Origin of the sequence: Kribbella qitaiheensis, from assembly GCF_014217565.1 — a bacterium.
GTDB classification, from domain to species: domain Bacteria; phylum Actinomycetota; class Actinomycetes; order Propionibacteriales; family Kribbellaceae; genus Kribbella; species Kribbella qitaiheensis_A.
This window is the reverse complement of sequence record NZ_CP043661.1, coordinates 2,798,010-2,821,203: the sequence shown is the minus strand read 5'-3', so window position 1 is coordinate 2,821,203 and position 23,194 is coordinate 2,798,010. Positions and strand designations below refer to the sequence as shown.

The 23,194-nt window shown below is 67.0% G+C and carries 19 protein-coding genes and 1 pseudogene; 8 read left to right on the top strand and 12 right to left on the bottom strand.

Annotated features, from left to right (window positions below; translation table 11 throughout):
• Positions 1 to 55: 55 nt before the first annotated feature.
• On the top strand, positions 56 to 1,378 hold the full coding sequence (locus F1D05_RS12975; protein WP_185447945.1) for a glutathionylspermidine synthase family protein: 1,323 nt from the start codon (positions 56 to 58) through the stop codon (positions 1,376 to 1,378).
• On the opposite strand, the gene F1D05_RS12970 is transcribed toward F1D05_RS12975, so the two are convergent.
• A complete protein-coding gene (locus F1D05_RS12970; protein ID WP_185447944.1) occupies positions 1,289 to 3,655 on the bottom strand; it encodes an XRE family transcriptional regulator in 2,367 nt (788 codons plus the stop codon). The two genes, F1D05_RS12975 and F1D05_RS12970, sit on opposite strands and share 90 nt — an antisense overlap.
• A gap of 173 nt (positions 3,656 to 3,828) precedes the next feature.
• On the opposite strand from F1D05_RS12970, the gene F1D05_RS12965 reads away from it, so the two are divergent.
• Both F1D05_RS12965 and F1D05_RS12960 read left to right on the top strand, forming a co-directional pair.
• Positions 3,829 to 5,754 carry a GTP-binding protein gene (locus tag F1D05_RS12965; protein WP_428995014.1) on the top strand — a complete coding sequence of 642 codons (1,926 nt, stop codon included), beginning with the start codon at positions 3,829 to 3,831 and terminating at the stop codon, positions 5,752 to 5,754.
• A gap of 394 nt (positions 5,755 to 6,148) precedes the next feature.
• The gene (locus F1D05_RS12960; RefSeq protein WP_185447942.1) at positions 6,149 to 7,969 is read left to right on the top strand and encodes an ABC-F family ATP-binding cassette domain-containing protein; all 1,821 of its coding nucleotides are present in this window, start codon (positions 6,149 to 6,151) and stop codon (positions 7,967 to 7,969) included.
• Positions 7,970 to 8,423: 454 nt separating this feature from the next.
• Here F1D05_RS12960 and F1D05_RS12955 read toward each other — a convergent pair whose 3' ends face one another.
• On the bottom strand, positions 8,424 to 8,921 hold the full coding sequence (locus F1D05_RS12955) for a MarR family winged helix-turn-helix transcriptional regulator (protein ID WP_185447940.1): 498 nt from the start codon (positions 8,919 to 8,921) through the stop codon (positions 8,424 to 8,426).
• A 96-nt stretch (positions 8,922 to 9,017) separates the two neighbouring features.
• On the opposite strand from F1D05_RS12955, the gene F1D05_RS12950 reads away from it, so the two are divergent.
• Entirely contained in the window at positions 9,018 to 9,812 is a 795-nt protein-coding gene (locus F1D05_RS12950) for a methyltransferase domain-containing protein (RefSeq protein WP_185447938.1), read from the top strand.
• Positions 9,813 to 9,814: 2 nt separating this feature from the next.
• The gene (locus F1D05_RS12945; protein ID WP_185447936.1) at positions 9,815 to 10,162 is read left to right on the top strand and encodes a VOC family protein; all 348 of its coding nucleotides are present in this window, start codon (positions 9,815 to 9,817) and stop codon (positions 10,160 to 10,162) included.
• 47 nt (positions 10,163 to 10,209) lie between these two features.
• On the opposite strand, the gene F1D05_RS12940 is transcribed toward F1D05_RS12945, so the two are convergent.
• The 8 genes and pseudogenes from F1D05_RS12940 to F1D05_RS12905 all read right to left on the bottom strand — a co-directional run bounded on the left by F1D05_RS12940 (position 10,210) and on the right by F1D05_RS12905 (position 20,257).
• Entirely contained in the window at positions 10,210 to 12,675 is a 2,466-nt protein-coding gene (locus tag F1D05_RS12940; RefSeq protein ID WP_185447935.1) for an ABC transporter permease, read from the bottom strand.
• A 2-nt stretch (positions 12,676 to 12,677) separates the two neighbouring features.
• Positions 12,678 to 13,457 carry an ABC transporter ATP-binding protein gene (locus tag F1D05_RS12935; protein WP_185447933.1) on the bottom strand — a complete coding sequence of 260 codons (780 nt, stop codon included), beginning with the start codon at positions 13,455 to 13,457 and terminating at the stop codon, positions 12,678 to 12,680.
• A gap of 246 nt (positions 13,458 to 13,703) precedes the next feature.
• Positions 13,704 to 14,378: a response regulator transcription factor gene (locus F1D05_RS12930; RefSeq protein WP_206686188.1), complete on the bottom strand. Its 675-nt coding sequence runs from the start codon at positions 14,376 to 14,378 to the stop codon at positions 13,704 to 13,706.
• Complete coding sequence (locus F1D05_RS12925; protein ID WP_246486647.1) at positions 14,375 to 15,562, bottom strand: sensor histidine kinase; 1,188 nt, start codon at positions 15,560 to 15,562, stop codon at positions 14,375 to 14,377. Before F1D05_RS12925 ends, F1D05_RS12930 begins: the two co-directional genes overlap by 4 nt.
• 129 nt (positions 15,563 to 15,691) lie before the next feature.
• The gene (locus F1D05_RS12920) at positions 15,692 to 16,333 is read right to left on the bottom strand and encodes a TetR/AcrR family transcriptional regulator (protein WP_185447929.1); all 642 of its coding nucleotides are present in this window, start codon (positions 16,331 to 16,333) and stop codon (positions 15,692 to 15,694) included.
• Between the two features lie 71 nt (positions 16,334 to 16,404).
• Positions 16,405 to 17,385 carry an acyl-CoA desaturase gene (locus tag F1D05_RS12915; RefSeq protein ID WP_185447927.1) on the bottom strand — a complete coding sequence of 327 codons (981 nt, stop codon included), beginning with the start codon at positions 17,383 to 17,385 and terminating at the stop codon, positions 16,405 to 16,407.
• A 976-nt stretch (positions 17,386 to 18,361) separates the two neighbouring features.
• Positions 18,362 to 19,554, bottom strand: a pseudogene (locus F1D05_RS12910) (IS110 family transposase).
• A 373-nt stretch (positions 19,555 to 19,927) separates the two neighbouring features.
• Positions 19,928 to 20,257 (bottom strand): hypothetical protein, encoded by a 330-nt coding sequence (locus tag F1D05_RS12905; RefSeq protein WP_185447925.1) that lies wholly within the window; start codon positions 20,255 to 20,257, stop codon positions 19,928 to 19,930.
• Positions 20,258 to 20,597: 340 nt separating this feature from the next.
• Here F1D05_RS12905 and F1D05_RS12900 point away from each other — a divergent pair, with 340 nt between their 5' ends.
• From F1D05_RS12900 to F1D05_RS12890, 3 genes are all read left to right on the top strand, one after another.
• Positions 20,598 to 21,110, top strand: coding sequence for an AAA family ATPase (locus F1D05_RS12900; protein WP_185447923.1), 513 nt, complete (start codon positions 20,598 to 20,600; stop codon positions 21,108 to 21,110).
• Positions 21,111 to 21,330: 220 nt separating this feature from the next.
• Positions 21,331 to 21,513, top strand: coding sequence for a hypothetical protein (locus F1D05_RS12895; RefSeq protein ID WP_185447921.1), 183 nt, complete (start codon positions 21,331 to 21,333; stop codon positions 21,511 to 21,513).
• A gap of 82 nt (positions 21,514 to 21,595) precedes the next feature.
• Positions 21,596 to 21,967 carry a nuclear transport factor 2 family protein gene (locus F1D05_RS12890; protein ID WP_185447919.1) on the top strand — a complete coding sequence of 124 codons (372 nt, stop codon included), beginning with the start codon at positions 21,596 to 21,598 and terminating at the stop codon, positions 21,965 to 21,967.
• A gap of 27 nt (positions 21,968 to 21,994) precedes the next feature.
• Here F1D05_RS12890 and F1D05_RS12885 read toward each other — a convergent pair whose 3' ends face one another.
• Both F1D05_RS12885 and F1D05_RS12880 read right to left on the bottom strand, forming a co-directional pair.
• Positions 21,995 to 22,369, bottom strand: a complete 375-nt coding sequence (locus F1D05_RS12885) for a hypothetical protein (RefSeq protein WP_185447917.1) — start codon at positions 22,367 to 22,369, stop codon at positions 21,995 to 21,997.
• Between the two features lie 518 nt (positions 22,370 to 22,887).
• Positions 22,888 to 23,175 (bottom strand): DUF1905 domain-containing protein, encoded by a 288-nt coding sequence (locus F1D05_RS12880; RefSeq protein ID WP_185447915.1) that lies wholly within the window; start codon positions 23,173 to 23,175, stop codon positions 22,888 to 22,890.
• Between the last annotated feature and the right edge of the window lie 19 nt (positions 23,176 to 23,194).

Genomic DNA, 23,194 nt, shown 5'->3' with positions numbered 1-23,194 from the left:
CGCCAACGCGCCGGCGAACCAACTCGACGGGCCATCGAACTCGACGGAGATCCGGATGACGCTGACCGATGACTACCTTGCCGCGGCCGCCGATCGTGGCCCGAAACCCGGTGAGATCCACGCCGCTGTGACCGACGCCGTTTCGGCCAGCTCGTACAGCGGTCGCTCGCTGTCGCGTCCGGTGTTCCTCGAACGAGAGGCCTTCGACGAGCTGAACGCCGACCTGGAGGTGCTGTACGCCGCCATCACCGGGCTCAAGGATCGCCTGTACGACGGGGATCTGACCGCCTTCGCCCGGGCGATCGGGCTGTCCGACCTGCAGGCGCGGGTGGTGGCGCGGGGGAGCACGGCCGCTCCGAGCCGGCTGTGCCGCGCCGACCTGTACCGCGACGCGGACGGCTTCCATCTCCTGGAGCTGAACACCGGCAGCACGGCCGGCGGGGTCGACAACCAGATGCTGAACCGGGCCATGCTCGAACTGCCGTTCGTGAAGGAGTTCGTCGCGGAGCACGACCTCGTCTACCTGGACACCATGGACGAGCTGGTCCAGACGATCATTGCCGAGGGCAAGCTGTCCGAAGGGAAACCGTTCGTCGTCATCGCGGACTTCCCCGACAGCTACCCGGAGCTCGAGGAGCAACTGCACAAGGGCGCCGCCGAGCTCGCGAAGTACGGGGTCGACGCCACCGCCTGCTCGGTGGACAGCCTCGAACTCCGCGACGACGACCACCTCTACCTGGACGGCCGCCGGGTCGACACGATCTACCGGCTGTTCATGCTCGAGGACCTGCTCAAACCGGGCGCGGTCGAACTCTTCGAGCCGGTACTGCGGGCCGCCGAGCTGGGGAACGTGTCGATCTTCACCACGCTGGATGCCGAGCTCTACGGCAGCAAAGGCGCGCTCGCCCTGGTCTCGGACGAGGCGAACCGGCACCTGTACTCCGAGGAGGAACTGGTCCGCCTCGACCGGATCCTGCCCTGGACCCGGTTGGTCAGGCCAGGAACGGTGACTGTCGACGGCGAGCAGCGCGAGCTGACGGAGTACGCCCTCGCCCACCGGGAGCAGTTGGTGCTCAAGCCGACCACGTTGCACGGTGGGCAAGGCGTGGTGCTCGGCTGGCAGACGGACGAGGAGAGCTGGAAGAGCCGGCTCGCGGCCGCGATGGACTCGCCGCACATCCTGCAGCGCCGGATCGATCCGGTGCCGGAGCTGTTCCCGACCGACGACGGGGTCGAGCCATGGGTCCTGGTCTGGGGTGCGTTCCTGGTCGCGCGCGGTGCCGGCGGGCTATGGATCCGGGGTTCGCGCGGGGTCGACGGCACCGTCGTCAACCTCGGCAACGGCGCCCTCGGGACCTGTTGCTTCCACGAGCGGTGAGCTCAGGCGCTGGAGCGACCTGAGCGCGGCTTCCCGGCGTACGCCGTCGTCGTAGTACTGGGCGAGCTCGTAAGCGTCGGTGTAGTGCTCGATCGCCGTCTTCCGGTTGCCCAGCGCCTCGTAGGCGCGCCCTAGTTCGACGAGTGCCTCGGCCAGGCCGACCTGATTGCCGAGGGACTCGAAGCCTTCGACGCTGCCCTGCAGGTGGGCCGCCGCGAGGCCCGCCTCACCGGCACTCAGATAGCTGATGCCGGATCTGAGCAGGACGATGGACAGTGCCCGTTGATGCCCGTGCGAACTGCTCAGCGCGATGCTGCGGTCGAAGCACTCCCGCTCCTCGGTCGCGTGATCGAGGTTGCCGTGCAGTTGGCCGAGGTTGATCAGTGCGGTCGCCTCGCCGGCCGGGTCGTGCAGTTCGATGTAGCAGCTCAAGGCGCGTTCCGCGTAGACGATCGCGTCGTCGTAGTCCTGGGCCCGCTCCAGCACGTGGCTGAGGTTCGCGAGGGCCATCGCCATACCGGGCAGGTCGCTCAGGTCCTCGAACGCCGCCAGGCTGCGCTCGAGCTCGGCAACCGAATCGCTGTAGTCGCCCGTCCCGTAGAGCGCGACATCCGACAGGACCAGCCCCAGATCGTTGCGGAGGATGGCTTCCGCGCCCCGATCGCTCTCGGCGACAGCCACCTCGACCGCGACGCGGATGACGCGCAGCCAGTCGAGCCAGTGTCCGCGGGTGATGTAGAAGGCGACCAGCCCGATCACCAACCGGAGTACGGACCGGCCGGGGACACCCGGCGTACCGGCCGCCTGGATCGTCAGCGCCACCAGTTGGGCCCGTTCGCGATCGAGCCAGGCGAGGGTCGAGCTCAGATCGCCGGCGGCGGGTAGCCAGGTCTGGTCCGTCGGCCGCGGATCGAACCAGGGCGCCCGGGCGGAGTTCGGATGGCCCAGATCGACGCAGTGCCAGGCGACGGCCGCGCAGAGGTCGACTATCCGGGTGAGCGCCGTCGCCTGGTCCGCTGGGCTGATCCGGTCGATGGCCCGCTCCCGCGCGTAGGTCCGGAGCAGGTCGTGGAATCTGTACCGGCCCGGCGCGACCGGCTCGAGCAGATGCAGGTCGCAGAGCTGTTCGAGCAGGACGCCCGCGCGGCGCTGCGGAAGATCGAGCAGCCGCGCCACCAGGTCGATGGACAACTCGTCGACCTGGGCGATCCCGAGCCGGTCGAACACGTCCGCGGCCTGCGTTTCGAGCTCGTTCGTACTGCGGACCAGCTGCCGCATCGACAGCGCGAAGCTGGCCCGTACGCCGTGGTCGGTGCGGCTCAATTGGTCCAGCCGGTGCCTCTCGTCCGCGAGCAGGTCGGCCAGATGCTTGAGCGGCCAGGCCGGCCGGGTCACCAGCCGGCCGGCCACGATCCGGATCGCGAGTGGCAGGTAGCCGCAGGCGGACAGAACGGCCTCGGCCGCCGCGGGATCGGCATCGATCCGTTCGGCCGACGCGATCCGGCGGAGCAGTTCGAGACCCTCGGCCGGGGGCAGCACGGCGAGCCGCAGCACCGGAAACGCGACGCCCACGAACTCCCGTCGGCTGGTGATGATCACGCCCGAGCCGCCGGTTCCCGGCAGCATCCGCTGGATCTGCTCGGCGTTCTGCGCGTCGTCGAGGATCAGCAGGACCCGGCGCTCGGCCAGGATCGTGCGTAACCGGCCGGCGGCCAGGTCCGGATCCCGGGGCACCTGGTCAGGGGGCAGGCCGAGGCCGCGGAGCAGGTAGGTCAGTGCGTCTACCTGACTCATCGGCTCACCCGGACCATGACTCTGCAGGTTCAGGAACAGCTGACCGTCCGGGAACCGGTCGAGCACGGCGTGGGCCGCCCGGAGCGCGAAGGCGGTCTTGCCCACGCCGCCCATGCCGACGACCGCCGCGGCGACGATTCCGTGGCCGGACAGAGTCTCGATCAGCTGCTCGAGCTCCGCCTCCCGGCCGGTGAAGTCAGCGACCGGCGTGGGGAGCTGGTACGGGGTCGTAGTCGCCGGAGCGGCTGTCTCCTGACGAGGTCCGCGGGGCCGGGCCGCCGCGGCGATGAAGGTGTCGCGTGCCTGGGGTGGCAGTTTCAGCGCGTCGGCCAGTGCCGTCACGGTCGCCCGGCGGGGAAACTGGCGGACCCCACGTTCGAGCGCACTGATCGCCTGGCTGCTCATCTTGGCCTGCTCAGCGAGCATCTCCTGGGTCAGCCCGGCCGAGCGTCGATGGCGGGTCAGCAGGCTGGCGAACTCCACAGGTCCTCCCTGATCGGCGACGGGGTCGGCTTAAATCTAGTCGCCGCGGGAGGGCCCTGTTGTTAGTCTGACCAGAAGTCCATCGATGAGGTTGAGCGAGAGGGAGAACGAGATGCGCCGGACGTCGATCCATGCCATCACAACTGATCGCATCGACGCACCCGCGAGGACCCTTGAAAACCCTGACGATGGGCATTTTGGCGCATGTTGACGCCGGCAAGACCAGCCTGACCGAACGACTGCTGTACGCAGCCGGCGTGATCGACGCCGTCGGCCGTGTGGACGACGGCAGTACCACGACCGACTCGATGGAGCTCGAACGCCGTCGCGGTATCACCATCCGCTCCGCCGTGGTCTCGTTCGAGCTCGGCGACCTGACGGTGAACCTGATCGACACTCCGGGCCACTCCGACTTCATCGCCGAGGTCGAGCGCGCGCTGTCCGTTCTGGATGGTGCGGTGCTGGTGATCTCGGCCGTCGAAGGAGTCCAGGTCCAGACCCGGCTGTTGATGCGCACGCTGACCCGGTTGCGCATCCCCACCTTGCTGTTCGTGAACAAGATCGACCGGATGGGAGCCCGGTACGACGAGTTGCTCGCCGACATCGCGCGACTCCTCACCCCGTCCGCGGTGCCGATGGGTGCCGTTCGCGATCTCGGCACCCGCGCCGCGCAGTACGAGGAGTTTCCGCTTGTGCACAAGGGACTTGGGGAAGCCCTTGCTGAGCGCAACGATTCGTTCCTGGCCAGTTATCTCGACGACACCCTCACTTCGGCCGACTACCGCCGCGAGCTCTTCGAGCAGGTGCGGCACTTGCAGGTGCACCCCGTGTACTTCGGGTCAGCGATGACCGGCGTCGGCGTACCCGAAGTGATCGACGGCATTCGTGAGTGGTTGCCGCGTGCAACTGATCTGCCTGGAGATCCCTTACAGGCCGCGGTTTTCAAGGTCGAACGCGGACCAGCGGGGGAGAAGATCGCGTCCGCCCGGATCTTCGCCGGTGAACTCCACGCGCGCCAGGTGGTGGACGTCCACCGCGTAGCGGCGTCGTACGAGGCCAAGCCGACGTCGATCAGGGTGTTCGAGCGTGGCGCCACGACTCCGGTCGACGCTGCCGAAGCAGGCCGGATCGTTGCGCTACGTGGGCTGAAGGAGATCCAGATCGGCGATCAGATCGGTACCGCGGTCGCTCGCGATGGTCACTTCTTCGCACCACCGACCCTGGAAACGATGGTCCGGCCGGTGCACGGAGCCGACCGGACGAAGCTGTTCCTGGCATTGCAGCAACTCGCCGAGCAGGATCCGCTGATCCAGGTTCGCAAGAACGAAGAGATCTCCGTCAGCCTGTACGGCGAAGTGCAGAAGGAGGTGATCGCCGCCTTGCTGGACAGTGAGTACGGGCTGGCGGTCAGCTTCAGCGAGACCACGCCGATCCATGTCGAACGCCCGATCGGAATCGGTTCGGCGCAACGCGAGATGGGTGATCCCGGCAACCTCTGGGCCGCCGCCGTCGGCTTCCAGGTCTCACCGGCGCCTGTCGGCAGCGGCCTCGATTACCGGCTTGAAGTCGAACTCGGCGGTCTGCCGCGGGCATTCCACACCGCTATCGAGGAAACGGTCCGGCAAACCTTGCTCCAAGGGCTTTTCGGCTGGGAGGTGGTGGATTGCCGGGTGGAACTCATTCGCACCGGCTACTCCAGTCCGGTGACGGTGGCGGCCGATTTCCGTCGGCTGGTCCCGCTGGTGCTGATGCAGGCTTTGCAAGAAGCCGGTACGCGGGTTCAGGAACCGGTGAACCATTTCGAACTGGACCTTCCGTCCGACGCGGTCTCGCCGGTCCTCGGCAAACTCGCGGAAGCCGGCGCGACAGTGCAGGACACAACTGTCGGGCAAGGGACAGCCCGGTTTGCGGGATCGATTCCAGCCGGCCGGGTGCACACCTTCGAAACCCAGCTTCCAGGCCTCACTCACGGCGAAGGCATCCTGCTCACCACCTTCGACGCCTTCCGCCCTGTCAGCGGTGTCCCACCGACCCATCCACGCACCGATGGCAACCCGCTCAACCAGAAGCAGTATCTGTTGCACCTCAACCAGGCCTGAACTCCACACCGATTGCGTTAGCCATTGCGTGGGATCCCATCTCATGATGGGATCCCCCTCGGGTTCCCTGGTGTTCAGGTGGCCGTCCGGCCGTGTACTCCCGACCGGACAGGCACCAGGGGCCCACCAAATTCTCTCGCTGTGTTCGGCCCGGCGGGGCCGTCGCCGGTGTCTCGCGTTGAAGGCGGACCGCCACGCCATCAGTACCGCCGAGCAGCGGGCGCTGCCACGCTCACGCCGGCGGGCGGGGTGCAGATTGAAGGCCTACGGTCGGAGTACTGATGGGCTGGCGGTCCGCAGCCTGGCGCGCTCACGTCAACCAGAGGGTGGTACCGGGGAGCAGCAGGAGCCTGCGTGGGGTACCCGCTGCTCCAGCAACTAGGCTGTTGGGGACATGGCAGCCACTCCCGCACCTAATCTGGTCAATCTGGAAGCCGTTTCGAAGGGCTTCGGTACCCGCACCCTGCTGGACGGGGTCAGTCTCGGCGTAGGCCGGGGTGAGCGCATCGGCGTGGTGGGGCGCAACGGCGACGGCAAGTCGACCCTCCTGCGGCTGCTCGCCCGCCGCGAGGAGGCCGACACGGGCCGGGTGACGCAGAACCGCGACCTCCGCCTGGGGTACCTGGGCCAGACCGACGACCTCGACCCGGACGCGACGGTGATCCAGGCGGTGCTCGGCGGCGATGTCGAGACCTACACCTGGGCCGCCGACCCGCGGGCACGGTCCGTGATGGAGCACCTGCTCGGCGGCATCGACCACGAGGCCAAGGTCGGCACACTGAGTGGTGGTGAGCGCCGCCGGGCTTCACTGGCGCATCTGCTGCTCACCGAGGTCGACCTGCTGATCCTCGACGAGCCGACCAACCACCTCGACATCGAGGCGGTCAACTGGCTCGCCCAGCACGTGGTGGACCGGGCCGGCGCGCTGATCGTGGTGACCCACGACCGGTGGTTCCTCGACGAGGTCTGCACCGAGACCTGGGAGGTGCAGGGCGGCAAGGTCAGCTCGTACGAGGGCGGTTACGCCGCCTACGTGCTGGCCAAGGCCGAGCGCTCCCGCAACGAGCAGGTGGTCGAGGGCAAGCGGCAGAACCTGATGAAGAAAGAGCTTGCCTGGCTGCGCCGCGGCGCACCGGCCCGGACGGCGAAGCCGAAGTTCCGGATCGACGCGGCGAACGCGCTGATCGAGAACGAGCCGGCCCCCCGCGACAAGCTCGCGCTGGCCAAACTGGCCACCTCCCGGCTCGGCAAGGACGTCTTCGACGCCGAGGACGTCACCCTGCGCTTCGGTGACCGGGTGATGCTGAACCACGTCACCTTCCGCCTCGGCCCGGCCGACCGGATCGGCCTGCTCGGCCCGAACGGTGCCGGCAAGACGACCTTCCTCAACGTGCTGACCGGCCGGCTCGCGCCCGACGCGGGCCTGGTGAAGCAGGGCAAGACCGTCCGGGTCGCCAACCTGTCCCAGACGCTGGAGGATCTCGACGGCTCGGTGACGGTGCTGACGCACATCAGCGACATCCGGCGTACGGCGGCGCTGGCCGGCCGCGGCGGCGAGATGACCTCGTCTCAGCTGCTGGAGCGGTTCGGATTCACGGGCGACAAGCTGACCACCAGGATCAGCGACCTGTCGGGTGGTGAGCGGCGCAGGTTGCAGCTGCTCCGGATCCTGCTGGACGAGCCGAACGTGCTGATCCTCGACGAGCCGACCAACGACCTGGACGTCGAGACGCTGACGGTGCTGGAGGACTTCCTCGACAGCTGGCCGGGCGTGGTCGTGATCGTCACCCACGACCGGTACTTCCTCGAGCGGGTCAGCGACATGGTCTACGCGATCATGGGCGACGGCCAGATCCGGCACCTGCCCCGCGGCGTCGACCAGTACCTCGAGCAACTGGAAGCCGGTACTACGCCCCGCCGCGTCGTCGCCGAGCCGGCCGCTGCCGCGGCGACGGAGGCGTCGCCGGTCGCGGTACAGACCGCTGAGCAGCCGGTCGACGCGGCCGCCTCCCGGGCGGCGAAGAAGGAACTGAACCGGATCGAGCGGCAGTTGCAGAAACTGATCGGGTCCGAGGCCAAGCTGCACGGCCAGTTGGCCACGAATGCGAGCAACTACGAACGGCTCGCCGAGCTGGACACCGAACTGCGCAAGCTGGCCGAAGAACGCGCCGAGCTGGAAACCGCATGGTTCGAAGCGGCGGAACGGGCTGAATAGTCCCGCATTCCGAAGAACGTATACATGATCAAATCTTCGGGCCGTCGTCTCCGGCCACGGGAGTAGCGGCACACCCTCCCATCCCCTGTGATCAGGAGGGTATGCCGCATCCCAAGGGTGAGCGGGCCCCGTGCCCGCCGACGTTGTCCGAGCCCCGAGTCCCGGACACCATCGGCGGGCTTCGGCGGACCACCTCTTGCCGCCGAAGTCACCGTGATGTGAACGTTTTGTAGTCGGTCAGGTACCGACAGTGAGGACACTAGTTGGACCGATGACTCAGTGTCGATAGTCGTGGGCTACAGCAATCTCACGATCTCGTTGCAACTAGCAACGACCGGTAGCGGCATTAAGTGACGCGCGGTCTTTTCAGATTATTCCGACCGAATTCCGGCCGAACTCGGAAAGCCTCGCGGGCGCGGGGTGGTCATCACGAACTCGGCGCCGGAAAAGTCTTTCAGTGGCTTTCCTGGTCGAACGGGCCGACCAACTCGCGCAGTACGCGGGCGATCTTCTGCTGGTCGCGCTCGCTGATCGCGCCGAGCAGGGTGCGCTCGTGCGCGAGCAGGTCCGCCATCGCCGCATCGACGGAGTCCCGCCCGGCGTCGGTGAGCTGGACGAGCACACCGCGGCGGTCGCCTGGGTCGGGTAGTCGCTCGACCAGGCCACGTGCGGTCAGCCGATCCACCCGGTTCGTCATCGTGCCGGACGTCACCAGGGTTTCCTTGAGCAACCGGCCGGGGGAGAGCTGGTACGGCTTGCCGGCCCGGCGAAGCGCGGCGAGTACGTCGAACTCCCATGACTCCAGGCCGTGCGTCTCGAACGCGTGGCTGCGGGCACGATCCAGATGCCGCGCCAGCCTGCTGACTCGCGACAGCACCTCCATCGGTGCCACGTCGAGGTCCGGCCGTTCCCGGCGCCAGGCCTCGATCAGCCGGTCGACCTCGTCTCTCATAGTTCGAGAGTATGTCATCAAGACTCTTGACATCAAGACAACTCGCAGGCGTAAAGTATCTCGACGTCAAGAGATCTCTCAGGAAGGGCGCGACGAATGCGGACCTCACCCATCTGGAACCCCACGCAGTACGGCAAGTACGCCGACGAACGCGGCCGCCCGTTCGCCGATCTGGTCGACCGGATCCAGGTCTCGCCCGACGAAGTGAAGGTGGTCGTCGACCTGGGTTGTGGTCCCGGGAACTTCACCGCGACCCTGCTCGATCGCTGGCCGACCGCCTCGATCCAGGGCATCGACAGCTCGACCGCGATGATCGACGCGGCCCAGTCGTATGCCACCGACCGGCTCAGCTTCACGGTCGGCGATGTCCGTGAGTGGCCCGGCGAATCGACGCCGCCGGTGGACGTCATCGTCACCAACGCCACGCTGCAATGGATCCCGGAGCAGCTGGACCTGCTACCTGGGTTCGTTCGCGCGCTGCGACCGGGTGGCTGGCTCGCGATCCAGATTCCGGGCAACGGCAACGCGCCCTCGCACTCGATCCTGCGCGAACTGGCCGGGACCGAGCCCTACGCGCAGTACGCCGCGGACAAGTCGCAACGGGCGGACGCGCCGGGCCCAGCGCAGTACATCGAAGCTCTCACTGCCGAAGGCTGCGTCGTCGATGCGTGGGAGACGACGTACAACCACATCCTGCCGGGGGAGAACGCGGTGCTGGAGTGGGTGAAGGGCACCGGCGCCCGGCCGGTTCTGCAGTCCTTGCCCGATGACCTGCGGGCCGACTTCGAGACCGAGTACGGCGCTCGGCTGGCGGCGGCGTACCCGCGTCGTTCTTACGGGACCGTGTTGCCGTTCCGCCGGATCTTCGCCGTAGCGCAGAAGAAGGGGTGACGATGAGGCTTGATCACGTGCAGGTGTCCTGCCCAGCCGGTGGCGAGGAGGTCGCGCGGGCCTTCTATCGCGACGCGCTCGGGATGGCTGAGCTGGAGAAGCCGCCGTTGCTCGCGGCCAGAGGCGGCTGCTGGTTCAAGGACGGTACGGCGGAGGTCCACGTCGGTGTCGAGGCGGACTTCCGGCCGGCCGAGAAGGCGCATCCCGCATTGGCCGTCGATGACCTCGATGGCCTGGCCGAGAAACTGACCGGACTCGGCTACCCGGTGAAGTGGGACAACGAGACGATCCCGGGCCGCCGGCGATTCCACACCGCCGACGGTCACGGCAACCGCATCGAGATCGTCTGAGTGAGACCGGTCCGGGAATCCCCCAGAGATTCCCGGACCGGTCCGGCTCACTCGGTGGCGAGAGCGCCGGCCGGAGCGACCTTCGCGGCGCGCCGTGCGGGCAGCACCGAGGCGAGCAGGCCTGCCACGGCCGCGACCAGGGCGATCGTGACGAGCAACCCGACCGGCAACGCGTACTGGACATCGCCGGACGCGGTCTGGCCACCCATCAGTGCCATCGTGCCGGTCCAGCCGTAGAGCAGGCCGAGCCCTATCCCGAGCCCTGCCGCGACTAGCGCCATCAGCAACGACTCGATCGCGAGCATGCCCCGCAGTTGCCGCCTGGTCAGACCCAACGCCCGCAGCAGAGCGTTCTCCCGGGTCCGTTCGAGCACCGACAGGCTCAGGGTGTTGCCGACACCGACCAGCGCGATCAGCACCGAGACGCCGAGCAGGCCGATCCCGACGATCAGCAGTACGTCGAAGATCTTCGTGTACGACGTACGCTCGGCCAGCCCGCCGCTGACGGACAGGTCCTTCACTGTCGGCAGCGACTCCTGGACCGCGTCGATCACATCGGACCCGTCCGCCTTCGGATCGGAAGCTAGCCAGTACCCCGTGACACCTGCCTTGGGAGCGATCTTCTCCAGGTCCGGCAGGCTGATCGTGACCGGATCCAGCCCGGTCGCCACGTACGCCTTCAACGTCAGCTGCTGCTTGCCGGAGATCAAGGTCAGGTTGGCTCCGTCCTCCAGATGGAGCATCTGCATCGAGCTGTAGTCCAGCAGCGCCGTACCGGGCGTCTTCAGCTTGGTGACCAGATCCGCGTTGTGGATCACCGAGGCCCCCGTGACCGGGTCGACCCCGGTGACGCTGACCTCGTTCTCGCCGGCCTTCATGGTCACGGTCCGGATCGGGACGACCTGGGTGATGCCCTTGATGTCGTGCAACTGCTGCTGCCCGGTCGCGGGCATCTTCTCGTTGTAGGTCATCACCATCACGTCGACCGGGTACTGGTCGTCCATCGTGACGTCGAACGTCTTCCGGACCGAGGCGATCCCGACGCAGGTCAGGCTGATCAGGGTGACGCCGATCAGCAGGGCCGACGTGGTCGCCGCGGTCCGCTTCGGGTTCCGTACGGCGTTGCCCACCGCGATCCGGGCGGGGACCCCTCCGCCCCGCGCCGGGAGCGCGCCCAGCAACCTGACCAGCGCGGGCACCACCAACGAGCCGATCGCGAGGAGACCCACGAACGAGACCACGCCACCGCCGACACCGACGATCACCTGATGCGAACTCGCGCTGACGGCCAGCAGGGCACCGCCACCGGCGATCAGCAGGAAGCCGAGAATCAGCCGCACAACGCCGGCCTTGGACGCGGCCACCGGAGCGGCGTCCGGCCGAAGCGCGGCCAGCGGAGCGACCCGAGTCGCCCGCCGAGCCGGTACGACGGCTGCCAGGATCGTGGCGATCGTGCCGAGCAGCAGTGGCAGGAACACCGAGGCCAGGCTGAGGTGCAGGTCGATTTTCGGGATACCCCAGTCGAACTCACGCGTCAGCGCGAGTCCGAGCGCCGACAGCGCGACGCCGAACACCACACCGATGGCCGAGGCGACCAGGCCGACCACAGAGGCCTCGGCGAGGACCGACGAGAACACCTGGCGACGGGAGGCACCGACGCAACGCAGGAGCGCCATCTCCCTTGTCCGCTGGGCGATCACGATCGTGAAGGTGTTGCCGATCACCAGGCAGGCGACGAACAACGCGATCACGGCGAACATCCCGAACACCCCGCCGAGGACGTCGATCCCGTGCGTGAAGCTCTCCACCTCGTGGTCGACGTAGGCCTTGCCGGTGTAGACCCGCAGTTTGTTGCTGACGGCACCGGTAACGGCCGCGGCCAGCTCGTCCTGGGAGACGCCCGGCATGGCGGAGACCCGGATCTCGCTGATGTAGCCCTCTGGTTCGAAGACCTTCACAGTCTGGGCGGTACCGACCGCATTCGCGGTGCCGACCGCTGCCGAGTCGTCGAGCAGACCGACGACGGTGACGGTGAAGGCCTTGTCGTTGTAGGTGGTCAGCCTCAGCTTCGAGCCGAGCGTGACCTTGTTCTTCTCGGCGAGCTTCGCCGGCAAGGCGATCTCGAGCGTGCTGTCAGGCAGCCGGCCCGCGATCGTGCTGGGCCCGGCGATCTGCGAGGTGTCGTAGCGGGCATCTACGCCGAGCGAGTCGGGCCGGACCTTGCCGGTCCAAATGACTCGCATGTACGCCGAGGTGGTGCCGACCACAGAGTCGGCCTGCGGCAGCTTGCGTACCGCGGCCACATCCTGCGGACCGACGCTGTCGTTCTGCGGCGTCACCACCGCGTCGACACCGGCAAGCTGCTTGCCGATGGTCGCGTCGATGCCGTGCGAGGCAGACGCGTGCGCGGTCATTGCCAGTGCGCCGAAGCCGACACCCAGCACGATCGCCAGACAGGCGGCGATCAGGCGGCCCAGGTGGGCGCGCAGGGAGGAGAGGATCGAACGTCGCACGGTCAGGCCCCCAGCTGCCGCAGCGCGCCGAGCACGGACTCCGGGGTCGGATCCAGCAGCTCGCCGGCAAGCTTGCCGTCGGCAAGCATCACCACGCGGTCGGCGTACGACGCCGCCAGCGGGTCGTGCGTCACCATCACCACGGTTTGACCGAACTCACGCACGGACCGCCGCAGGAAGCCCAGCACCTCGGCGCCGGAACGCGAGTCCAGGTTGCCGGTCGGCTCGTCGGCGAAGACCACCTCGGGCCGGCTGACCAACGCACGGGCCACGGCGACCCGCTGCTGCTGACCGCCCGACAGCTCGGACGGGCGGTGGGTGAGCCGGTCCGCCAGACCGAGTACGTCGATCAGCGTGCTCATCCACTGCTGGTCGGGCTTGCGGCCACCCAGTTCGAGTGGGAGCAGGATGTTGTCCTTGGCCGACAACATCGGCAGCAGGTTGAAGGACTGGAAGACGAAGCCGATCCGGTCCCGGCGGATCCGGGTCAGCTCGGCGTCCGGCAGCTGGGTCAACTCGGTCTCGCCGAGCAGCACCTGGCCATCGGTCGGAGTGTCCAGGCCGGCCAGGCAGTGCATCAGGGTCGACTTGCCGGAGCCCGACGGGCCCATGATCGCGGTGAACCGGCCGACGCCGAAGTCGACCGACACCCCGTCGAGCGCGGCGACCGCGGTATCGCCGGAGCCGTACACCTTGCGCAACTCGTGCGCCCGGATCGCCGTACGGTCCGCTGTGTTCTGCGGCAAACGGCCGAGCGGCAACTCGCCGGTCTGGATGCTCATCGTTCTCCTCGAAGCGCTGGGGGCGAGCCGTCCTCGCCCACGCTCCTAGAAGTTAGTGATCAGCGGCCCGCGAAGCCTCGGACCAGGGACTGCAATCGCCGTACGACCTGAGTCGTACGCCGACGCTTCGACGTAGTCCTAGTGCCCCGAGTCCGAAGTTCTTTGACGTGGACCGGCGCCCAGGCAAGCACCCCCGATGCACGCACCTGGGCACCGCCCACTGTCAAACAACTTCGAACTCGGGCACTAGTTCGCTTTGACCAGGCCGGTTTCGTAGCCGAGGACGACCAGGGCGACCCGGTCGCGCAGGCCGGTCTTGGCCAGGATGCGGCCGATGTGGGTCTTGACCGTTGCCTCGGACAACGTGAACAGCGTGGCGATCTCGGTGTTCGACAAACCGCGGGCGACCTCGACCAGCACCTCGCGCTCGCGAGCGGTGAGCACGTCCAGGTCGGGGCGCTCGGTCTCCTCGTCCGGGAGTGCGCCGGCGAAGTGCTCGAGCAGGCGCCGCGTAGTACTGGGTGAGACCACCGCGTCGCCGGAGTGCACCTGCCGGATCGCCGACAGCAGATCCGCCGGCGGGGTGTTCTTCAGCAGGAAACCGGCCGCGCCCGCCTTGATCGCCGCGAACGCGTACTCGTCCAGGTCGAACGTCGTCAGCACGATCACTCTGGGGGCCGTCGGCAACGACTGTAGTTGCCGGGTCGCCTCGACGCCGTCCAGCCGGGGCATCCGGACATCCATCAGTACGACGTCGCTCGCGGTCACCTGGAGCTTCTCCAGCGCCTCACCGCCGTCACCGGCCTGACCGACGACCCGCATGTCGGGCTGGGAGTCCACCAGCATCGTGAACCCCGCCCGCACGAGTTCCTGGTCGTCCACCAGGAACACCCGGATCACACCGTCGTCGGTCTCGGTCACTGATCTCCTCCAGCAGGCAGGTTGTACGGCAGCTTGGCGATCACTTCGTAACCGCCGCCCGTTTTCGGTCCGGCGCTCACCGTACCGCCGGAGATCGAGGCGCGTTGCCGCATCCCGATCAGGCCGTGCCCCGGATCGCTGCCCGGCACCAGGCCGGCACCGCGGCCGTCGTCGGTGACCACCACGGTCAGCATCTCGCGCCCGAAGTCCAGCAGGACGGACGTCCGAGCTCCCGGCCCGGCGTGTTTCAGCGTGTTTGTCAGCCCTTCCTGAACGATCCGGTACGCCGTGAGGCCCAGCAACGCGGGGAGATTCCGCGGTGTGCCGGTCACCTCGTAGTCGACCGAGAGCCCGGTCTGGCGGACGTTGTCGATCAGCTCGGGCAGCGAGGAGACGCCAGGTTGCGGGCGGGGCTGGTTCGGATCCACGTCGCTGGGCTGGGCGTCCTGCTTCAGGAGGCCGAGCATCTTGCGCATCTCGGTGAGCGAGGCGCGGCCGGTGTCGCCGATGGTGGCCAGCGCCTTCTTTGCCTGCTCGGGCGACGCGTCCGCGGCGTACAGGCCTCCGTCGGCCTGGACGATCATGATCGACAACCCGTGCGCGACGACGTCGTGGATCTCGCGGGCGATCCGGGTCCGCTCGTTCGAGACGGCCAGCTTGGACTCGCGGTCGCGGTCGCGTTCGAGCTGGGCGGCGCGTTCCTCGAGCTGCTGCACGTACATGCCTCTGGTCCGGCGGCGTTCGCCGAAGGCCCAGATGCCGAACACGAGTGCTCCCAGCGACACCATCATGGTGGCCTGCTGACGCCAGTCGCTGCTCGTGTTGTAGCGAGCCGTCGCCATCAGGACGCCCATGCCGCCGACGGCCAGGGCGATCCGGCTGTAGCGCACTTCGCCGTACACGGAGATCGCGTAGAGCGCCACGAGTAGGCCGACGTTTCCGCCCTGCAGGTGGATCCCGATGAGCCATTGGAAGACGGCGACCGCCGAGACGCCGAAGAAGATGAGCTCGGGATGGGTACGGCGCCAGATCAGCGGGACCAGCATGAGCAGCCCGAGGATTCCGCCGAAATGTTCCTGGGTGAGGGAGATCAGCCCGAAGAACAGTGTCAGCGCGCCGGCGAACAAGAGGTCGAACGCCTTGCTCTTCGCCGGTAGCTCGCGCGCGGTCAGGATCCCCGTCATGCGGGCCAGGGTACGGCGATTCACTGCCCGCCAAGTCATGCCACGGGCGGAACTCGCCGTCCTACCGTGGTCTTGCTTGCTTGTGGGCGGTGCTTACTTGTGCGGCCTCGCCGTACTGCGGTGGCGTGCCTACTTGTGCGGGCGGGTGGAGAGGGTCGGTTTCGCCTCGAGGCCGGACAGGCCGTTCCAGGCCAGGTTGACCAGGTGAGCTGCCACGTCAGGCTTCTTCGGCCGGCGGACGTCGAGCCACCACTGACCGGTCAGCGCGACCATGCCGACCAGCATCTGCGCGTACATCGGGGCGAACTTCGGATCCAGCCCGCGGCGCTTGAACTCCTCGGCCAGGATGTGCTCGACCCTGGTCCCGACATCGCTCAGGATCGAGATGAACGAGCCGGTGGAGCTGCCGACCGGCGAATCGCGGACCAGGATCCGGAAACCGTCGGACGAGCTCTCGATGTAGTCGAGCAGGGCGAGCGCGGCCTGCTCGACGAGTTCGTGCGCGCGACCCGCGGTGAGCGAGGCCGTGACCGTGTCGAGCAGTTTGCGCACCTCGCGGTCCACCACCACGGCGTACAGGCCCTCTTTGCCGCCGAAGTGTTCGTAGACGACCGGCTTGGAGACCTCTGCGCGGGCAGCGATCTCCTCGACCGAGGTCGCCTCGTACCCCTTCTCGGCGAACAGTCCGCGGGCGATGTTGATGAGTTGCTCGCGTCGATCCGCACTCGTCATCCGGACCCGGGGAGAGCGCCTTGGCTTCGGTTCCGTCACGTCGAGATCACGTCAGCATCATGCCGTACATAGGTGTTGTCGCGTGGGAGATTTACCGGCTGAAGACCTCTTCAGACCTCGGCGGCACGAACGCGACGAGCCTCCAGACGTTCCTTGACCGGCCAGCGGACATCGGACACCCAACCGCACTTCTCGAAGAACCAGATCGACCTCGCCGACGTGTCGAGCTGACCTTTGAGTACGCCGTGGCGCGCGCAGGTCGGGTCGGAATGGTGCAGGTTGTGCCACGACTCGCCCTGGCTGAGGATCGCCAGCCACCAGACGTTGCCGGACTTGTCCCGGCTCCTGAACGGGCGATCGCCGATCGTGTGGCAGATCGAGTTGATCGACCAGGTGACGTGGTGCAGCAGGCCGATCCGGATCAGGCTCGCCCAGAAGAACGCGGTCAGCGCACCCTCGATCGACCAGGACCACAGGCCGCCGATCAGCGCGGGGGCGAGCAGCGAGAAGAGGACCAGCGCGGGGAACATCCGGGAGACGCGGACGATGTCACGGTCCTTCAGCAGATCCGGCGCGTACTGCCGCTGCGGGGTCTGCTCGGTGTCGAACAGCCAGCCGATGTGCGCGTGCATGAAACCTTTGCTGAGCGCGCCGAGGCTGGTGCCGTACTTCCACGGGCTGTGCGGATCGCCTTCGCGGTCGGAGAACTTGTGATGCTTGCGATGGTCGGCCACCCAGCGGACCACCGGACCCTCGATCGCGAGCGAGCCGGCGATCGCGAGCGCGTACTTGAGCGGGCGGTTCGGCTTGAAGGACTTGTGGGTGAAGTACCGATGGAAGCCGATCGAGATGCCGTGGCCGCTGAGCGTGTAGAACACGACCGCGAGTACGACGTCGTGCCAGCCGAGGAAGCCGCCCCACGCGACCGGCACCGCTGCCAGCAGCGCGAGGAAGGGGATCCCGATGAACAGCGCCAGGGCCAACTGCTCCCAGAAACCCTTCTGTTCACTGCCGAGCGTGCCCTTGTCGGTGTCGAACTCGACGGCCTGCTGAGCGCCTGTAGGCGCCTCCGGTGCGGCTACTGGAGTCATGGCGTATCCCTCGTGACGTTGGACGGGTTACCTACGCAACCGTAACCTACGCCTCCGTAGGTAAGGAACCCCTTCGCGTGTCACCCCCTCACTCATGGCACACTGTTCCGGCGACACAGCGATCCCCCGTGGGGTAATCGGCAGCCCGCGAGACTTTGAATCTCGAAGATCTGGATCGAAACCAGGCGGGGGAGCACCACGAACCCCCAGGTCAGAGCCTTCTGACCTGGGGGTTTTCTCATGCCCACCCACCCGCGAGGTGGACTCACCAGCCAGGACAGGACAACCACAGACTCAGAACAGACAACAAGAACACGAGAAATAAGAGAGCTGCCGCAGGCTGTCGGAGCGTGCAGGCAGCCAGGCGCTGGCGAGTTCGAAGAGCAACCGAACCGCCACCAACCCGAACCAGGCAGCAAGAAGAAGCCAAGAGCAAGACTAGACAACAACAATGACAGACGAGAGAGCTACCGCAGGCCGTCGGCGCCTGCAGGCAGCTGAGCGCTGGGGAGCTCGGATAGCGGCCGTTCCGCCACACCAGGTGGAAGCCAATAGCAAAACAGACAAGAGCAAAAGACAGACGAGAGGGCTGCCGCAGGTCGTCGGCGCGTGCAGGCAGCTGGGCGCTGAGGGCCGGGTCGGCGTGACCCAGCCGTTCAGCGGCGACGTGGCCCGGGACGCCAGCAGTCAGGAGCATGGTGGCGTGATTGTGACGCAGGTCATACAGGCGCGCCGGAGGGAGCGGCTTCAGCCGGGGCGCGGCGCGGACGTGCGCATCCGGCCGTTCACCGCCGTCTTTTGTCATCTCTCCGGGACACCTAGGGTCGGCAGAACTGCCGGGCCGGGATGCACCTCGGTGTATTACTGTCGGCCGCTCTCGGTGTCTTACTCAGGACCAACGACCTGACTTCGGCGGGGCCTCGCGACTCTGGGATGACGGGTCTAATCGGTCAGGGGGGTGTCCCTATGGGGTTCGTCAAGCGGCGCGGAGTGCGGGTGGTTGGTAGGGGGTTTTGGTGCGGAGTATGGCGTACAGGACGTCGCAGCGGCGTCGGGCGAGGCAGATGAGGGCTGCGTTGTGTTTCTTGCCTTCGGCGCGTTTGCGGTCGTAGTAGGCGCGGCTGGTGGGGTCGGACAGGGCGGCGAAGGCGGCGAGGAAGAAGGCGCGTTTGAGTTTGCGGTTGCCGCTGCGGGCGGGGTGTTCGCCTCTGATGCTGGTGCCGGAGTGGTGGGTGACGGGCGCGATGCCGGCGTAGGCGGCCAGGTGTCCGGAGGTTTTGAAGGCGGAGGCGTCGCCGATCTCGAGGAGGATGCGTGCTGCGGTCCTGATGCCGATGCCGGGCAGCGAGATCAGGACCTGGGCGAGAGGGTGCGTATCAAGGATCTCCTCGACTTCGCCGGCGACGGTTTTGCGTTGTGCGAGGACGGTTTTGAGGCTTTCGGTCAGGCGTGGCAGGACGGTGTCGGCGGCGTGGTGCCGGGGACAATGACGGTCTGTTCGTCGAGTGCGGTGAGGATCTGGGCGACGAGTTTGGTGCCCATGCGGGGTGCGTGTTTGGTGGCGATCGTGGTCAGCTTGCGGCGTCCGGCTGTGCGGATCCCGGTTGGTCCGCCGCAGAGGCTGAGGATTTCCAGTACTGCGGGGTGGGCGATTTTGGGTCCGAGGACGCGTTCGAGGGCGGGGTGGATACCGGTGAGCAGTCCGCGGATGCGGTTACTGAGCCGGGTCGCTTCGGCGGCGAGGTCGTCGTCGTAGCCGAGCAGTACGTCGAGCTCGGCGAGGGCTTCGTCGTCGACGTCGATGCTGCGTAGTGCGTGGGCCAGTGTGCGGGCGGCGTCGGCGATGATGAAGGCGTCGCGGGCATCGGTTTTGGCGTTGCCGGGATACAGGTCGGCGATCCGGCGCATTGCCAGCCCGGGAAGGTAGGCCACGTCGTGGCCGCAGGCCCGGGCCACCGTGACTGGGAGCGCGCAGATCGTGTTGGGCTGGTCGACCACGATCAGGATCGGTCCGTGGGCGGCGAGTTTGTCGAACATCGCCCGCAGTTCCGGTTCGCTGTTGGGCAGCGGCGCGTCGTGCAACTTCCGCCCGGTGGGGTCCATCCCGACGGCGTGGTGGTCGCTTTTGCCGACGTCCAGGCCGAGGAAGACGTTGTAGTCGTGGTTCACTCGCGGTGTCTTTCGTGTCGTCGTTGCTGGTCTGCCAGTCAGGCATCGACGGCCGGCAGCCACGTTACGACGAGACCTACCCCTCACGGGCGGCCGTGTCCCTATCAGCGGTCCCTCGATGCCGCCAAACCCGGTGACACCACCCCCCGGATCATGAACCTCGACCGGGGGCATAAGTCATGCCGGGCCTGGCGACCAGCAGCCCCTTGATCAGGAGCCACGAAAAAGGTAACGGGGCGTCTTCTCGCCTGCCGCTCAGCCCAGTCAGCTCCTGATCGCGCTACGCGTGGGCTGAACGGCAGACGGGAAGACGCGGGGTCGAGCTGTGTCAAGGAGCGGGCAGTCGGGTGCATGTCGGCGCATCGCCGTCACGTCAAGTCCAGGTTGTGAATCCCTGAGACAGGTCCAGCGCGAACGGCGAGCCGGAGTTCATGGGAGTCCACCCGCGTTCGAGGGCGAGCCGAATGGCGCGAGCGACGTCGGAGGGCAGAACTGCCTTGGGGGCCTGGCCTATCCAGTTGCTGGGGTGCGGCTGGTTCGTTGTGACCGCAAGCGTGGAACCCGGGTCCTCAGCGTGCTCCACCGCGAAGGTGCAGGGCGACCAGCAAAGGCCCTGGCTGTAGGTTGGCCGCCCGCGCAGCCGCCATCGGTACATCACACCGTCGACGACGATGGCTCGAGAACCTTTCTTCACCAGCGCCATAGCTTCCCCTCCCAAGCCGCGTGATCTGAGTGTGCTCAACTGTCTCATCTCCCCGGACAGCGGACCCCGCCTTTGCTAACGGATTTGCTAACAAACGATGTGGACCCGGGTGGACGAGCAGACGCGAACTGGGCCGGTCCACGCTCGGGCCGGAGTGAGTAGAAACCTAGCGTGGACCGGGGTGGACGGGGCGCTCTGGAGTGTGGAGTTCGGTGAGTCGGCCGAGCGGGCCGCGGTGAATGAGATCGTTGCGGGCATCGCTTGCTGAGGCTGGGCCGGGTTCACGCTCAGGACTCCATCGTCGCTGCTTGCGGGGGTCGTTGGTTTGTATCATCTGACGATGGGCATCAAGAATTACTTGATTGAAGGCGTTTCCGGTACTGGTAAGACTTCGGTATGTAAAGAATTGCAGCGGCGTGGTTTCTACGCCGTCAATGGGGACAATGAGCTGGCCTACCAAGGTGATCCTGAGACTGGCCATCCTACGGATGGCTTCATGCATGAGCATCACATTTGGGATGTAGACAGGGTCAGAACGCTGGTTGCCAGCCAGGATGATCCGGTCACGTTCTTCTGCGGTGGTTCCAGGAACTTCTCGAGGTTCATCGATTTGTTCGATGGTGTCTTTGTCCTGGAGGTTGACCGTGACACCTTGGATCGGCGGCTGCGCGGGCGATCGGAAGATGAGTGGGGCGGAAAACAGGCAGAGCGTGAATCTGTTTTGCGATTGCATCAAACGAAAGAGGACATCCCCAAAGACGGGATCGTCGTCGATGCCACCGCGCCGCTCGCTGACGTCGTGGACGAAATCGTCCGTCAAAGCGACGTAGAGAACCCGCACACCGCGCGGTAGGGCACAGACTGGCCCGGCTTGTCAACGAAGTGACGAGTCGGCGACGACCGCGCCGAACATCCTGGGCAGGTGTGGGAGTCGGCTTGTGGTGGGGCATAGTTCCTGGCATGGCGGACAGTCCCGGACACTCGCGGTCCTGGGTGCGGCGGTGGAAGGCTCGCAGGGCGACTAGCGCCATGCGGTGGACCTGGGGTGCGATCTTTCTTGCGGGGTTCGGGGTTTGGTTGTGCTGGCCGCCGAGTGGGCGAAGGGGCATGGGCACGCCGACTGGGTGGGCCAGACCTCTAAGCCGCTTTACGGTCTCGTCGCGGTTGCCACCTACTGGCCTGTCGTCATCGCGCTGTGGTGCGTCCTCTATCCAGGGGACTCCCGTGCGCTGCCCTGGGCTGATCGGGACGAGTAGAGGCTGTGCCTACAACCACCGCGCAGAGCGCAGTACGACCACAGCGCGGGAGGTGTCGGTGGGTGCAAGTAGCGTCTGGGGGATGACGGTGCGGGCGGAGTTGGTGGAGTTTTGGCGGGAGTACGAGCGGCGGACCAATGGGCATCTGGTTGGGCCGTGGGGGGAGCTTCTTGCGGAGGATGCCGTGTATTGGTTCACGACCGGGTCGTTCGTTGGTCGGGCAGCCGTGATGGAGGCCGTCGAGCACAACTTTCGGGTGATCGAGGATGAGGTCTACCGGATCAGCGATGTCGAGTGGGTCGCGGCAGCTGAGGACTCGGCTGTGGTGCGGTATCGCTTCAGCTGGGTTGGGGTCCAGGACGGTCAGGAGATCTCGGGTGCCGGCCGGGGGACCAATGTGATGGTTCGCCGGGATGGCCGGTGGCTGATGCTGCATGAGCATCTCAGCGTTTGAGGCAGGCGGTTCGCGGGACGCGGGGGTTCAGAGCGGGTGGACCAGGAGAGTGGTGAGGATGCTGGCCAGGACTCCGGCGGCGAAGAACAGCAGGTTGGAGTAGAGGGCCTTGCGGTCCGCGATCTTGGAGTGGGCGTCGAGGGCGGCCCGGAAAGCGCGGTAGTTCGCGTCATCTTCGAAGGGGGTCTCGGCGGGCGGCTTCGGGCGGGGTCGCTCGCGGCTGGGGAGTTCATCGACAGACGGGTCCTGCCGCTGCATGGGCGGGGGAAAGTCGGAGCCGCGGGTTGGGGCCGACGGCGTACGGGCTGCCGGGAGCCGGCGGGCCTGGCGGGCAGCGGTGATTCCCGCGACCAGGGCAGTGATCAGCAGACCCAGCACCAACAGCAGAGCGGCGGCATTCACGCCGGATACTTTAGGTGACTCCGAGTGTCAGGCCGAGCACGCGGATCAGCGCCAGGCGTACAGGCCGGGCGACCGCAGACGACGTATTCAGACAGCCTTGCTGAGTTCTGTGCGGAGTTGGGGGGCGATGCGCTGGATGCGGCGGCTTCGGACGGTTGCTACCAGGGCGCGGATCGGCAGCGGCTCGGAGCGGCTGCGGAGTTGGAGTTCTAGCTGGCAGGGGCGGTCGGTGTCGATGCCCAGCCAGCCGTCGTACGCCGTGGCGCGGGCGCTCAGGATGTCCGAGTGAGGGATGCGGCGGGTGGTGACCAGGAGCGGATGATGACGTCGGTCGGGGTGATCACCAGGCCGAGGCGGATCGCGCGGAGGAGAGCTGCCAGCGTGATCGCGAAGAAGACCCAGCCGGGCCAGTTCGGGCCGCCATGCTCGCCGAGACCGCCGATGATCGCGAGGCGATCAGCACCAGGACCGCAGTACAGAAGCCTCGGTGGTACGGCGTCGAGATGCGCCTGGCGCGGTCAGACATTGACGGTGAGCCGGATGGTGAGCTGGTCGCCTTCGTCGATCTCCTCGGCCTTTCGGACCCAGGCCTTGAGCGGTACGACGTACGTGCCGTCCTTGGGGAACAGCGACGTCGGCCACGAGGTGTCGCCGATCTGAGCGGTGACCGGGATCATCCCCCACCCGTAGCTGACCGCGGTTGAAGTCGCCTCCAGCTGCCCGGACTCGTCGTCCGGCACGGTCACGAAGTACCAGGGCGCAGGCCCCCGCCAGTACCAGACCTCACCGGTGAACTCGACGTCCATAGTGCCCAGCCTAGAAGCC

Excerpts from the sequence above, each read along its gene's own strand:
- F1D05_RS12935 (WP_185447933.1), bottom strand. The coding sequence starts at position 13,457 with ATGAGCATCCAGACCGGCGAGTTGCCGCTCGGCCGTTTGCCGCAGAAC.
- F1D05_RS12900 (WP_185447923.1), top strand. The coding sequence starts at position 20,598 with ATGGGCATCAAGAATTACTTGATTGAAGGCGTTTCCGGTACTGGTAAG.
- F1D05_RS12960 (WP_185447942.1), top strand. The coding sequence starts at position 6,149 with ATGGCAGCCACTCCCGCACCTAATCTGGTCAATCTGGAAGCCGTTTCG.
- F1D05_RS12955 (WP_185447940.1), bottom strand. The coding sequence starts at position 8,921 with ATGAGAGACGAGGTCGACCGGCTGATCGAGGCCTGGCGCCGGGAACGG.
- F1D05_RS12905 (WP_185447925.1), bottom strand. The coding sequence starts at position 20,257 with ATGGCGCTGGTGAAGAAAGGTTCTCGAGCCATCGTCGTCGACGGTGTG.
- F1D05_RS12915 (WP_185447927.1), bottom strand. The coding sequence starts at position 17,385 with ATGACTCCAGTAGCCGCACCGGAGGCGCCTACAGGCGCTCAGCAGGCC.
- F1D05_RS12925 (WP_246486647.1), bottom strand. The coding sequence starts at position 15,562 with ATGACGGGGATCCTGACCGCGCGCGAGCTACCGGCGAAGAGCAAGGCG.
- F1D05_RS12880 (WP_185447915.1), bottom strand. The coding sequence starts at position 23,175 with ATGGACGTCGAGTTCACCGGTGAGGTCTGGTACTGGCGGGGGCCTGCG.
- F1D05_RS12975 (WP_185447945.1), top strand. The coding sequence starts at position 56 with ATGACGCTGACCGATGACTACCTTGCCGCGGCCGCCGATCGTGGCCCG.
- F1D05_RS12890 (WP_185447919.1), top strand. The coding sequence starts at position 21,596 with ATGACGGTGCGGGCGGAGTTGGTGGAGTTTTGGCGGGAGTACGAGCGG.
- F1D05_RS12945 (WP_185447936.1), top strand. The coding sequence starts at position 9,815 with ATGAGGCTTGATCACGTGCAGGTGTCCTGCCCAGCCGGTGGCGAGGAG.
- F1D05_RS12950 (WP_185447938.1), top strand. The coding sequence starts at position 9,018 with ATGCGGACCTCACCCATCTGGAACCCCACGCAGTACGGCAAGTACGCC.